At 42.6% G+C, this 14,207-nt stretch carries 10 protein-coding genes; 9 read left to right on the top strand and 1 reads right to left on the bottom strand.

The features are described from left to right. Positions 1-31: 31 nt before the first annotated feature. The 7 genes from P2W83_RS04385 to P2W83_RS04355 all read left to right on the top strand — a co-directional run bounded on the left by P2W83_RS04385 (position 32) and on the right by P2W83_RS04355 (position 11,711). Positions 32-1,984: a PKD domain-containing protein gene (locus P2W83_RS04385; RefSeq protein WP_276132475.1), complete on the top strand. Its 1,953-nt coding sequence runs from the start codon at positions 32-34 to the stop codon at positions 1,982-1,984. A gap of 64 nt (positions 1,985-2,048) precedes the next feature. Beyond that, a complete protein-coding gene (locus P2W83_RS04380) occupies positions 2,049-3,998 on the top strand; it encodes a PKD domain-containing protein (protein ID WP_276132474.1) in 1,950 nt (649 codons plus the stop codon). 182 nt (positions 3,999-4,180) lie between these two features. Further along, a complete protein-coding gene (locus tag P2W83_RS04375) occupies positions 4,181-4,858 on the top strand; it encodes a terminase small subunit (RefSeq protein WP_276132473.1) in 678 nt (225 codons plus the stop codon). A 663-nt stretch (positions 4,859-5,521) separates the two neighbouring features. After that, on the top strand, positions 5,522-6,217 hold the full coding sequence (locus P2W83_RS04370) for a T9SS type A sorting domain-containing protein (RefSeq protein ID WP_276132472.1): 696 nt from the start codon (positions 5,522-5,524) through the stop codon (positions 6,215-6,217). A gap of 5 nt (positions 6,218-6,222) precedes the next feature. Next, positions 6,223-7,731 (top strand): T9SS type A sorting domain-containing protein, encoded by a 1,509-nt coding sequence (locus P2W83_RS04365; RefSeq protein ID WP_276132471.1) that lies wholly within the window; start codon positions 6,223-6,225, stop codon positions 7,729-7,731. Positions 7,732-7,763: 32 nt separating this feature from the next. Continuing rightward, a complete protein-coding gene (locus tag P2W83_RS04360) occupies positions 7,764-10,820 on the top strand; it encodes a S8 family peptidase (protein WP_276132470.1) in 3,057 nt (1,018 codons plus the stop codon). A 600-nt stretch (positions 10,821-11,420) separates the two neighbouring features. Beyond that, the gene (locus tag P2W83_RS04355) at positions 11,421-11,711 is read left to right on the top strand and encodes a GAF domain-containing protein (protein WP_276132469.1); all 291 of its coding nucleotides are present in this window, start codon (positions 11,421-11,423) and stop codon (positions 11,709-11,711) included. Between the two features lie 29 nt (positions 11,712-11,740). On the opposite strand, the gene P2W83_RS04350 is transcribed toward P2W83_RS04355, so the two are convergent. Beyond that, a complete protein-coding gene (locus P2W83_RS04350) occupies positions 11,741-12,016 on the bottom strand; it encodes a hypothetical protein (protein ID WP_276132468.1) in 276 nt (91 codons plus the stop codon). Positions 12,017-12,174: 158 nt separating this feature from the next. On the opposite strand from P2W83_RS04350, the gene P2W83_RS04345 reads away from it, so the two are divergent. Both P2W83_RS04345 and P2W83_RS04340 read left to right on the top strand, forming a co-directional pair. Continuing rightward, the gene (locus P2W83_RS04345) at positions 12,175-12,567 is read left to right on the top strand and encodes a PAS domain-containing protein (RefSeq protein WP_276132467.1); all 393 of its coding nucleotides are present in this window, start codon (positions 12,175-12,177) and stop codon (positions 12,565-12,567) included. Positions 12,568-12,966: 399 nt separating this feature from the next. Then, the gene (locus P2W83_RS04340) at positions 12,967-14,205 is read left to right on the top strand and encodes a tyrosine-type recombinase/integrase (RefSeq protein ID WP_276132466.1); all 1,239 of its coding nucleotides are present in this window, start codon (positions 12,967-12,969) and stop codon (positions 14,203-14,205) included. Positions 14,206-14,207: the final 2 nt, after the last annotated feature.

Genomic DNA, 14,207 nt, shown 5'->3' with positions numbered 1-14,207 from the left:
CGCTTTTGTTTTTAAACTATACACACCGCTTATGAAAAGAACATTAACGCCATTATTGATCCTATTGGTCATATTGCAATCAGCTTCATCATTTGCGCAAAGCTGGCAATGGGGCAAAAGAGGAGGTGGGAACACTAACGGACTTAATTCAACACCAGAAGACAATGTGATGGATATGGCTACCGACCGAAATGGAAATGTCTATGTTTTGTCGGTTATCGAAACCTCAGGGTCTGAGGATATTAATGGACTGCAGTATACAGGTTTTGGGAATAAGGATATACTACTGTCTAGTTTTAGTTGCAATGGCGCATTCAGGTGGAAAAAAGCGATTGGTAGTCAGTCAGACGATCCGATGAATGGTTTCCCTTATTCATTGCGGGTGGACACTGTGGGACACGTTTATGTAAGCGGCAACGTGTATGCAAATGTATCGGGATCTGCAAAATTTGATAGTGATACTACGCTGCCAGTTGGATATCCGAAGAACATGTTCATAGCTCAGTATGATACCAGCGGTAACTACCAGTGGCTGCGGATGCCACAACCCGATACAATGCTTCGTACAAACCGCAGCAAATACCGCGCGGTAGATTTTGATGTAGACAATGCGGGGAACGTTTATTGGTTGTGTGTTATGTCTCCATGCTTATTAGGAGGTACGTCACAGGTTATCTCCGCTTTGGGGCCCTACATTTTAAGGTATGATGGACAAGGTAATTTCCTCGGTGTGGTAGCCCTGCAAATGCAAGCGGGAGCCTTCTATCATGGTTCTGATTTTAAATGCCGTATGGAGCGCGATAAAAGCAATGGCCGTTTTTATTTGGCGGGTCAATATGATGGTGGTACTTTGTCTATGGGAGGCCAGTCAATCACAAAGTATGCTTATATAGGAGCGTTTGACAATTCTGGCAATTTTCTTTGGAAGCGCGAGAATACTATAGGTGGTGGATTTACCAGTCGTATTGGTATTGATGTACAAGGAGCATTGTATTTAACAGGCATTTCTGTCAACACCGATAATTTTAATGGTTCAACAATTACCAATCCATTTGGCATGTATGGCTGCCCGTTTGTGGTTAAAATGGATGCGAATGGCAACAATGTGTGGTTAAAGAATTTTAATACTAATGGCGCATCTTTCAGCGCCGGTCTTGCGTTACGTGGCAACAACGAAGTTGCGATCAACGGTTCTTATCCGGGTAAATTAGTTCTGCCTGGAGTTGATTCGCTTAATCACATTATTAATCAGAGCTACGATGTTTATCTGGCGAGGTTCAATGCACAATCGGGCGCTATGATTGCGCTGGACTCGATTGGAAGTCCGTTTGGATACAGAGACATGGCTAGCTGCTTGACAAGTGATGCAAAAGGTAATCTCTATGTTGGCGGCTTGTTTTCGGCGCAAATTACCGTCAACACCAACGTGCTCAACAGCTCAGGTGGAGATACAGACTTCTTCATCGCCAAATACGGCAGCGCCAACTGTACCTGCACCGCGCCTGTATCAAGCTACAACTTCAATGCACCGGCTAATAGTGCAATAGCAGCCTTCACCTACAATGGCACTTCGCCTTACGATAGCCTGCGCTGGGATTTTGGTGATGGTGGTACCAGCACCAGTGCTACGCCTACGCATACTTATGCCAGCACCGGCACTTACAATGTATGCGTAACCGTATACAACCCCTGCGGCTCAGACACCAAATGCCAGACGGTGAGTGTGACCGTTGGCATTGACGAAGTTCAGGTGTTGGGTGAGATATCCATCTATCCAAACCCTGTAAGCAACAAGCTAACCATAAACGGTGCAGCAGGTGCAACAGCAGAACTGTACAATGTAATGGGCAGCAAAGTATACTCCGGCAAGCTGTCAGCTGATAACGCAGAGATCAGCACGGCTCCATTACCCGCCGGCAGCTATATACTGCAACTCACCACAACAGACGGCCACCGCAAAACAATAAAACTGGCTAAAGAATAACTCACATAATCCAACAAAAGCGGCAGCTGGTTTGCCGCTTTTGTTGTTAAACTATACACACCCTATGAAAAGAACATTAACGCCGCTATTGATTCTGTTAGTCTTGTTGCAAGCAACTCCATCTTTTACGCAAAGCTGGCAATGGGGGAAGAGAGGAGGGGGAAACTCTCAAGGCATGAACGTTACTCCGGAAGATGAAGTGATGGATATGGCAACAGACAAAAATGGCAACGTGTATATATTGTCTTTGTTAGAAACGAACGGCTCGGAAGATATTGATGGACAACAATACAATGGATTTGGTAATAAGGATATGCTGTTATCTAGCTTTAAGTGTGATGGCACATTAAGATGGAAAAAGGCGATAGGCAGTCCCGCGGATGATCCAATGAATGACTTTCCCTATTCGTTAAGGGCAGATACTGCGGGTCATGTATACGTTAGTGGCAATATTTATCCTTATACTGGCACAGCTGGCTTTGATACAGATTCGCTGCTGCCTTCAGGCTATTCAAAAACAATGTTCCTGGTGCAGTATGATACCAGTGGAAATTTTGGTTGGTTGCGAATGCCGCAGCCGGATACAATGCAATTTACCAATTCAAATCAATATCGTAATGTTGACTTTGATGTTGATAATGCTGGAAATGTATATTGGTTGTGCATTATGCCACCTTGCCAGATTGCCGGTAGTACACAGTCGATTCCAGCACAAGGTGCTTACATTTTAAAGTACAATGCACTGGGTGGCTTTCAAAGCTTCACTGCTCTTCAAATGCAGGCTAATACGTTTGTAAATGGATCTTTTTTTACGAGCCGGATTGCTCGAGATAAAAACAACGGCCGGTTTTATTTAGCTGGTTGGTATCAAAGCGGCACATTATCTATGGGTGGTCAGCCTATTACTAACTCAGGTTATATCGGCGCCTTTGATAACTCAGGCAATTTTTTGTGGAAACGAGAGGGGACAGGTGTTATTGCGTTCGCTGGCCGCATTGCTATAGATAATTCAGGCAGTATATATGCAGCGGGCTCTGCGAAAGCAGGAGCGATATTTAACGGGTATACGGTCGTTAATACTTTAATGACTACTAGCACACTGCCTGTTATTGTCAAGCTGAATGCAAGTGGAACTAATGCATGGGCAAAGAATGGCTCGGTAAATGGCGCTACAGGAGGTGTAGGTATTGCCTTAAGTGGCAACAAAGTATTTATGACTGGCGATTATCCTGGCACGTTGACTTTTGGTGGGACGACAACGTTGAACCATATCCAAAACCAGGGATATGACGCATTTCTGGCAGGTTTTGATATACAAAATGGCAATCCACTGGTGCTTGATTCTATCGGTAGTCCTTTTGGTTATTACGATGCAGGTACCGCATTAACCAGTGATAACAAAGGGAATATTTATGTTGGAGGAAGATTTCAAGCGCAAGTAACTGTAGCTTCTAATATTCTTAACAACTCCGGCGGCCCATCTGACTTCTTCATAGCCAAATACGGCAGCGCCAACTGTACTTGTACAACACCGGTATCAAGCTATACCTTCAATGCACCGGCTAATAGTGCAATAGCAGCATTTACCTACAATGGTACCTCGCCATACGATAGCCTTCGCTGGGATTTTGGTGATGGTGGAACCAGTACCAGTGCTACACCAACCCATACCTATGCCAGTACAGGTACTTATAATGTATGCGTAACCGTATACAACCCCTGCGGCTCAGACACCAAGTGCCAGACAGTGAGTGTGACTGTTGGCATAGACGAAGTACAGGTGTTGGATGAGATCACTATCTATCCAAACCCTGTAAGCAACAAGCTGACCATAAACGGTGCAGCAGGTGCAACGGCTGAGCTATACAACGTAATGGGCAGCAAAGTGTACACCGGCAAGCTGTCAGTTGATAACGCAGAGATCAGCACTAGTTCATTGCCAGCGGGTAGCTACATACTACAGCTCACCACATCAGAAGGTCACCGCAAAACTATAAAACTGGCTAAAGATTAGAAACACTATTTGTAAAAAGAGAAGCGGCAACCCGGTTGCCGCTTTTTTTGTTTTGATAACATCCGTTGCGCCTAACCCCGCATAGTTTAATTTGTTGTTATTAATTTAAAATTGTATCTTTGTTGTTATTATAAACCACCCGTATTTCCAGGCAAGTTGGAAGCGGGCTAAAAACTATCATCATGAACTTGAATCAACACGCCTTTGTGTGCGAACTGCTGCGTCACGGCAATAAATGCGAAGCCTACAAAACTGCATACAACCCGCAAACTGAAAATCCCCGTTCCATCGAATCGGCAGCCAACAGGCTGATGAAAGATCCCGAAGTGACGGCAGCCATCGCAGAAGCGCAGGAGCGAATACTGGAAGAAGCACGGCAGGTGCTGAAGGAGAAATACATTGCAGAACTGCTTACCGTGCAGCGCAAGCGTGAGCTGCTGGCACAGATAGCCGAAGGTAAATGGATGGAGCAGCCACCGCCCGATCATATAGAAGGTCAGCGCACCCCCGTAATGGTGCCCACCATAAAAGAAAGACTGAAGGCCATAGATATGGATAACCGTATGGATGGCAGCTACCAGGCTGCTGCGCGAAGCGTGGAGATACCGGAACAGCCCGAGGGGCAAAATGAACCCGGCAGTCAGCCGCCGGCAGTTCCCTGCAAAACGCAACAAAATGCAACAAAGCAGCCCGCAACACTCCCCACAACGATCTATGTACCGGTAACAAATGGTAAAATGGAAAAGCCGGTTACCGAGCCGCGTATAGAACCTCCTTTGCCATTTCTGAATACGCCGCAGTTTTCTTTAAAAGACAACAAATTGCAACAATTCCCCAGGCTGCGAACGGTAAGGCTGTAAAGACGGATGGGCAATAAAAAAGCGTCATGCAGTGCACAACGCTTTTTGTTATTCTGTGGTCCCACATGGACTTGAACCATGGACCCTCTGATTATGAGTGGCGGATATGCGCCTCATTTTCTCATCAAATTGTTGATATTTTGCGGCTTTAAAGTGCTGAATATACTGCATTTAGTGACATATGTTTAAAATGTTGCATTTTTCTACTAAAAAGTGCAAGTTTTGAATTTGCAGTACTCAGAAAGACTTTATTGCGAGTTGTAGTGCGACTATTGGCCCTAAGGAAGCTTCAAATAAGTGAGAGATGATTACGAGGTATTTAAAGCGGGTTAGATACTAAAACCGTGTTTTTAACGGTGTTGAATAACAAATATAGTAGTTAGATTTGATAGGATAATTTAGTGAACATAGCTGATTGATAGGTAATATGATGAACTAAAGTCAATGATTAATTTACGGTTATCAATACTGACACTATTAACGTTGCTCATTAGTTCAATCAGTAATGCGCAGCCTTACCAGTCTATTTTCGGCCAGAACTCAACCAAATGGGTTTTCAAATACAATTGGCAAGGCCAATACAATTTTATTGATTCTGTTTACGTCGAAAAGGATACATCTGTAAACGGAACTCAATATAAAAAGATAGTCAGCCCACCAGGAATGCAGCGGCCCTGGCTTGTACGTGAAGATTTAAATACGGGTTCGGTCTGGGCCAGGTATACAAAACCTTTTGTTGGTGCTTGGGAGGACACGGTTGAGAAGCTGCTTTATCGAATGGACCTAAATGTTGGTGATACTTTGGACATCTACAATCTCGGTCCATCATATGGGTCCCCCTATCCCGATTCCCTGAAAACCGTTGACAGCGTGAAAGTAGTCAATGGCAGAAAACATATCTATTTTAAGGGTAAGGCGGAGCAATACCAATCGATTAATGAACCGTTCACCCTTATTGAAGGTATTAGCAGTAACATGGGCCTGATATGGAAGTATGATGGCGGCTTTTTAGGTAGGCAATATCTACTTTGCTCGTATAAGGATGGACAAAAGACGGGCTATCAAAATCTATTCTACAACGGTGATTGCTACCCGCCGTTATCTGTACAAACAATTTTGGAGAAAGGTACAGTGAGGATTTATCCTAATCCAGCCGACAATTTTGTTTACTTGGAGAAGGAGACAAATAAGGCTATATCAAGGATACATATAAGAACGACAGATGGGAAGGTTATAAAGACAATCTCGACGTCAGATTTCAGCGAGGTTGATGTACAAGATATACCTACGGGGTATTATTTCATGCACATGGTTATTGGTGAAGAATTAATCGTTAAGCCAATTATAATAAACAGATGAGGTGCATGAGAAACATATCGATTGTAGTATTCCTTCTTGTCACCTTCAAGCTCAGTGCGCAGGAACCTGGGACGTTAGATAGTACGTTTGGCAATAACGGTATTGTGCAAATGCACATTGTAGAACAGGACAGGGCAACCGCACTTGCTCTTCAACCTGATGGGAAGATTGTCGTTTCAGCTGTAGCAAATGGTTTCATTGGCGTCGCCAGGTTTAACACCGACGGCTCACTGGATAATTCTTTTGCAAACAACGGCTACGATACATTCCAAATTTCTAATTTTTGTCGAGGGAATGCAATTGCTATTCAAACCGATGGTAAAGTTCTTATAGCAGGTGACGACTTACAGAATGGCAGCGATTTCATAACTATCCGTCTGCTTGGGAATGGGTCGATAGATTCTTCATTTGGTTATAATGGGAATGTCGTTACCAATATAGGTGGACTAAACAGCTATTGTAATACAGTTTCCATAAAGTCTAACGGCAAGATAATACTCGGTGGTAGAACTGGTGCTGTTATTTCTCTTGTCCGCTATAATAATGACGGTACTCTTGATAATACTTTTAATGATAGCGGAAAGGTCTTACATGCTTATTCCGCATCTACATTTTATAATGAGGCAAATGCTGTTATGGTTCAACCGAATGACATGATTTTAGTTGCAGGTTCTGCTGACCCACCTGCTAATACGAGCTATGATTTTGTGTTGTTCAGGCTTAACGATGACGGAAGTAGGGATAGTGGCTTCGGTGTGAATGGTGCTACTGTTCTTGATTTTGCCAGCAACTACGATAAATGTAATGACGCTACTTTACTTCCAGATGGCAAGATTATTCTTGCAGGATATACCGTATCACCTGGCACAGGCAATGATTTTGCTATGGCAAGGTTTAACGCTGATGGCTCTCTCGATAATAGCTTTGGTCAGAACGGGAAAGTTATTACTGACCTTGGTGGAGGTGACATTGCTCGAGGAATAGCAGTTCAATCAGATGGACGCATAGTTCTTACTGGAAATAGCAATAATCAATTTGCATTGGCACGGTATAACCCCGATGGACAAATTGATAAGACATTTGGCACAAATGGAATCGTAAAAACTACTGTTGCAGGAAATGACGACCGAAGTGAAGACGTAGCTCTTCAGCCTGACGGAAAGATTGTCGTTACAGGATATGCAGAGTATCCGCCTAATCCTCCTTGGAATGTACGAAAGGTGGTGCTTGCAAGATATAACGGTAATTGGGCGTCACATATATCTGAAAATTCACTGGAGAGTCAATTTCGCCTTTATCCAAACCCTGCCAATGATATAATAAATATTGAAGGCAATTCGACGGATAAAATAGAGTTAGTCCAATTAGTAAACGCAGATGGTCGAATTATTAGAAGGTATGACAGATTGCTTTTAGGTTCCATAGACCTTCAAGATATACCAGCAGGCTTTTATTTCTTGCGACTAATTGCAGGAAACAGGCAAGCTATAAAACCTGTCGTTATCCTTAGGTGAGGATGCTGATACCGTAACTAAATACTACATATATGAAACACGCATTGCTGTGGTCATTGCTCCTGCTCGGGGCAATTAGCCAATCGTTTGCCCAGCCGTATACTTTTTATTTGTCAATACCGGACAACTCCATCATTACAAGCGTAGCGAAAGGGGGAGGTACTGTTACTCCGACCTTTAACGACCCCAATATTAATAGTATTATAGGCAACTATGTCGTGTCAGGCTTTAATAAGGCGTTTCCAACCTCTAAGTACGAGTACCTGAGAAACGTTTATAAAATACAGGTAGACGACTCTGCGATACTGTCCGATTTGAGGAACTATGACAGTACCTTATTCCCCAGCTATGGCAGGATAGATACAGTTAAGTCGCTTAGCTACACGCCTGGAGACTGGAGTACTCTTGGGTATGATATGGGTTATCTTGATTTCATTGGTGCCAGGGACGCGTGGGTCCATTCAAAAGGCCACGATACTATTATTATCGGCATATGCGACAACTATTTCGACCTGAATAACCCTGATTTGTGGGGTAAGGTATACTATAATGGAGGTACTGGTGTGGCGACCACGCCGGCGGACCATGGCACGGCTGTCGCCGGTTATGCCGCCGCCGCGACTGATACGAATGGTGGAGTTCCTGCAATTGGATTTAATTGCAGATTAGATATTCAGGCTCACTCTGGCTTAAACGGAGATAGTGTGATGCTGGCGATATCGCAAAGAGGAAGACGCATAACTAATGCAAGCTGGTATGAAGGAACCGAAAAGCATTTAACTTATCCGTATCGGTATCCTGTTAGCCAAAACATTAAACTTTTTGTTTGGCAAGGCCTGTATGATGAAATTTATGAAAACGGAACCTTGACGGTCGCAGCAGCAGGTCAAAATACTGGAGATACCCGACACTATATTTTCCCTGCGTCATTTGACCATAACATTTCAGTGACACATATTGGCTGGTTGAATACTGATACAGTCAACCCTAATGTTCATGACGCAGTGCTTGTGCATGAGCGATTTTCAGGTGATTCAACAACATTCGCAAATCATAATGACCGTGTAGATATATGTGCGCCAGGTCTGGACCTAAGTGGGTTAACTTATGACCCCAATGACCCGAACAAACACTGGTATAATAAACTGGGGACAGGTACATCTTTTAGTGCACCGCTTGTGTCCGGAACAGTAGGGTTAATGCGGACATTAAAGCCAGACCTAACACCATATCAAATGGAATGGATATTGAAAACTCAAGCGAACAAAGACATTTACGATGTTTCATGGAACAAGAAATATAAAGGTTCGACACTTTATAACGGCAGACTTGGAACTGGACGCTTAGATGCGTTTGCGGCAGTTTCTGTGGCAAAAGATTTCAGCTACAATAATTCGAACACCACAACATTTATAATAAAAACTATTAAAATCAGCACTAAATGCGCGCCAGGTACCGTTGTGAGTGTGCCAAATCCTCAGCTTACCGTAGAACTGGAGAATGGTACACCTCCCTACTCTTATAAATGGGAGCCTATTGACGGTAATCGATGCCACGTATCCCCGATAACAAACAGCGGTATAACGAACAATAGTTTTACTGCCACTATCCCCGGTGTCCTTGGCGCGCCGTATGTTTTCTATTATCGGTTAACTGTGTACGACGCATCTAACATTCAAAAAGTTGCGAATAAAGTAATCAAGTTTAACTTAATAGACGATGCTAACAAATGGGATTTGGTAATGCGTGATGCGTTCGCAGATACCTATGAAGAGCGAAACAACATGGAGCAGATTAACGCAAAGAATTGGAATATTTGGGAAAGCCCCGATTTATGGGTACGTGAATTGCAGGACAGCATTGATATACCACAAAATCCCGAGTATACGCAAGGTGTGAACAATTATGTGTACTCTCGCGTGAGAAATGTAGGCTGCGCTGCTTCGCCATCAGGTGACAGTGTTCGTTCAAAGTTTTATTGGACAATAGCTTCGACAGGTGAGACGTGGGAAGATGATTGGGTTGGGAATACATTCATAAATGGTCTTAAGGCTGGAGATAGCATTTGCTCTAAACCTTTGCCTTCACTTAATCCCGGACAAGAGATATTGGTAGAGTGCGCGTGGCAGCCGCCTAATCCGCAGAATTATGATACTGCTGCGAAAATAGAGGTTTGTATTCTTGCCCGTATTATAATGCCTACCGTAACGAATGATGGTATGACGTTTGCAGAGGACACACTTGTAAAAGAAAATATTTGGAACAACAACAATATCGTTACACGAAACCTTGTTGTAACAAATTTTACGCCTGGCGCTCCACCACCCAAAGGAACGGTTATTGTGGTAGGCAATGCAAACAATACGCCCACTGTTTTTACACTTGAGGTTACTACTGGACAACACATAGAACCATACCTTCATGGCCATCCAGGAGATTATTTGCAGGGCTCCCTTGTACTGGGCGATTTGTATGATTTATGGGTCGATGGGGGTAGAGAGGGAAACGCAACATCTTATGAGGATGGTTTGAAAACAGTGTATTTCGATTTACATCACCCGCTACGATTGGGCAATCTTGATATAGGTGCCATGCAAAAATATCCAGTAAAAGTTCTTCTGGAATTAAATGGGAACGCTGTCCCCTTTGCAGTCGAAAACGAGAGAGTGTGGATTCGCCAGATTATTGAACGTATCGATTCTGTCGACAATGGCGATGGGACCAAGTTTGCAATGGCACGAGATGAAGTATACGGTGCTGTTGGCTTTGCTATAAATATCGAGGCAGATGAAGAAACCGAAGGAAAGCAAGGCTCGCAATCCTTTGAAATGGATACCAAAGACTTTAAGGGCTATCCGAATCCGACCAACGAAAACTTTACTATTCAATCCGTTAGCGACAAACAAGCACTGACAATGATAACTGTTGTTGATATTACTGGACGTACAGTATACTCAAGGAAGAATATTGAGTTCACAAATGGCCAATATCAGATTAATACGAAAGCGCTACAGCCTGGAGTTTATTTCATTAAGATGATTGACAAGCAAGCCAAGCACCATTCGTTGAAGTTTATGAAAGTGGAGTAAAGTAGATAGGCATTTAACTCAAAAAATAACAAAGGGGGCAATATTGCCCCCTTTGTGTATATCTATAAAAATGAACCCGAATAAAACAGTCAAAACTGTCTTTTTTGATTGAAAAGTGCAAGTTTTTGAATTTGCAGTACTCAGGAAAACTTTATTGCGAGTTATAGTGCGATAGGAAAGTGCCTTGGAACATCAAACTTGATATAGAGTTTGGTTAGTATTGTTAGGTGTAGGAAGGTAGAAGCTCGGTGTCAATTGACACAATTTAAGCAATAAAAAAATAAGGGTTGCTTCAGTTGACATCCTATTAATGACATGTGACTTCGTCAACCGTGCTCTCAAATTTGCCATTGTCAAAGCAAAAATGCCGAAACAACGAGAAGCCATAGCAAACGAAATTGCAGCAGGAATTGTGTTTTAAATTGTGTTTTTTAAAGTTGACCTTTTGGTGTAACCTATAATGCAACTCTGGAGAAATTGAATCAAACTAAATAAATTGTAGAACAAATGAATAGCTGAAGAGACTGGAGTAAGTTGCCGGAAGACCGTTCTAAAATTAAAACAGTAACGCTGGTTGCCAAGGGAAAGGTTATAGACAACATGACGTATTCATTATATGGTACACCTTGCGAAAATGTAGTGGGTCGTAATTGTTGCTATTTCCCTTCGGGGGTGCAACAAATGTTTCCGGATGACAAAGAGCTTCAGGATTTGAAAATTGAAAGCTATATCGGAACGCCTTTAATGCATCCCAATGGCGAACCACTTGGTCTTATCGTGTTGATGAATGAGTCAAAAATTCAGCATGCTGGTGCTATTGAATTGGCGCTTTCGTCAATAGCTGAACGAATATCGCATGAACTAATAGCTGTGGTAACAGTTGCCACATAGACTTAACGTAATCCTGTCTTCGGTATGTACTATAACCCACACTCGGTAAGATATTCATCCAAGTGCTGGAATGATATTACCGGCTTACGCAAAGCTAAATGTTCATGTTTAATCGCAACCAGTACTCCAAATCCAGGCTCATTGTTATCAATGTTTTGATAAATGATTGGATTATTTGAATTGAAATTTAAGCGCACATTTCGTTCTTCATCAATTCTGAAAATAATCAAATCAATGATTACTCCTATTGTTTCCAAACCTTTGGTGTATTGAAGGCCCTTAAGTTTAAGGTGCTTTTGTTTCAATAGTGGCTGCCTTTGCAAATGTTATGTTGTTCGTGACCCCGTACATCAGCCAAGTCTGGATAATTGTTAAAGATACAATGGATAGGTGTACTGATTACTAAAATATTCTGGTTGTATCTTTGCGGACTGAAATGGAAATTTTAATTAGAGAGAGCGATATGAAGTTAGACAAGAAGGAGAAACTTGAGTTTCTACACCGTCGGATGATTGACGAAGTGCAAGACTACGCAATAATCTTGCTTGATAGCGACGGGACTATTCTTTCATGGAACAAAGGTGCACAGGAAATAAAGGGGTATAGACCCGATGAAATAGTTGGGCAGAATTTTAATATATTTTATCTCCCTGGCGATAGACAAGAAAAGCTGCCCGAACAGCTTTTGGAACTTGCGAGGCGTGAAGGCAGAGCCAGGCACATTGGCCGCCGTGTGCGTAAAGATGGAAGCACGTTTTGGGGCAGTATCGTTATTACAGCTCTGCACGACGACGATGGAACTGTTGTTGGCTTTACAAAGCTTTCCCGACAGTTACGAGACCATGAGATTGAATAATGGTTTGAAATTGACAAAGGGTCTACATCTAAAGTGCTTTTGTCAGCGTACACTGTTTCGTAGATTTCTGAAATGACTGATTAGATAGTACTTGATGATATGGTATAACGCTTTGGCGTGCTCTTCAAATTCTTTTTCTCTTTTTAACGTAACAACTGTACGTAATGAAAAGGGGGCATATAGCCCCCAAGCTTTAATAAAGCTTCGCCTATAGTAAAGATAGGCAAAAAGCTAATAGATACGATTGCTATTATCAATTTTTCAGCACTATCAGGACCCGCTTAGAATGCCTTCGAAGCTGGGAAGGTGAATTAACATTGGACTTGCGAAACATTAGCGCAAATCAGGGGGACTGGCAATCCGATTTCTTGCATCTTCGGCTTATAATATTCGAAGACAATGAAACGAGAAATATATTCAGTACATGTTCACTGGGACAAGCGCTATCCTAAGAAGGGAACAGATAAATGTCCGGTGCAGATTGCAGTCAGGATTGGAGGCGTTCAATTTAAGGTTGGTTTACAGCTTTACGCCTCTAAGGAAGAATTTGAGAAAGCCATGAGCGGCCGGGGCGGTAGCTTGGAAGTCAAAGAGCTGCGAAGCGCAATAAACAAATACGTCAACAAAGCGGAGCACGTTCTCTCACATCTGCCTAATCCAACAAGAGAAACATTTCAGCGCGTTTTTAAGTCGGAAGCTGAGTTGTTCCTAAACAACAAGACCGACGTTACCTTTTTGTATGAAGAGTACATCAGAAATCTCAAAAAAGAGGATAGACTCAGGACAGCAGAGAATTACGGACAAGGTTTAAAATCATTAAAGCAGTTCCGTGCTAAATTATACTTTGAAGAGATGGATGCCGATTTTCTTAAATCCTATAACAATTGGATGATTGCAAACGGCAATTCACCTGCCACAGCTCAAATTTACCTGCGAGGTCTGCGTGCCATCTTCAATAAAGCCATTACTGACGGTTATATCCCACAAAGGTTCTATCCTTTTAGAAAATATACAATAGGTACATCAGTTAAATCTAAGAATGTTCTTTATCCTGAGGAGGTAAAGGCGCTGTATGAGTTCCAAAGCCCGCTGATGCGGGAGCGCAGGGCAAAGGACTACTGGCTGTTCTGTTACCTTGCAAACGGTATCAATCCTAAGGATATGATGTACATGAGGTATAAAAATATCCAAGGAGAGTACATTTCTATTGTAAGGGAGAAGACCAAAAGAACGAACACGATTGCCAACAAGGAGATAAAGATTTACCTGCACCCTGAGATGCAGCGTATCATCAATGAATGGGGAAACAAGCCACAAGAGCCTGAGCAGTACGTGTTCCCGATTATGGACGATACCAGGTTCAACACTTCTGCGAAGAAGGAACTACGCCGTAAAACGATAAAGAAGAAGATTAATCACGTACTAAATGATATTGGTAAGAAGCTTGGATTTACAAAGCCATTGAACTTAAACCTTGCACGCCACTCCTTTGGTACAAACCTGAAACTACAAGGTACGCCAATAGAGTTTATACGTGACCTGTTTGGCCACTCTACTTCTGCCACTACAGCTCACTACTTAAAGACGCTTCCTGACAATAAAACGAAGGAAATTTCTGAAACGCTGCTGAAGTTTTAAAT

This window comes from Polluticoccus soli (genome assembly GCF_029269745.1).
Taxonomy (GTDB): domain Bacteria; phylum Bacteroidota; class Bacteroidia; order Chitinophagales; family Chitinophagaceae; genus Polluticoccus; species Polluticoccus soli.
This window is presented reverse-complemented; position numbering and strand designations above follow the sequence as displayed.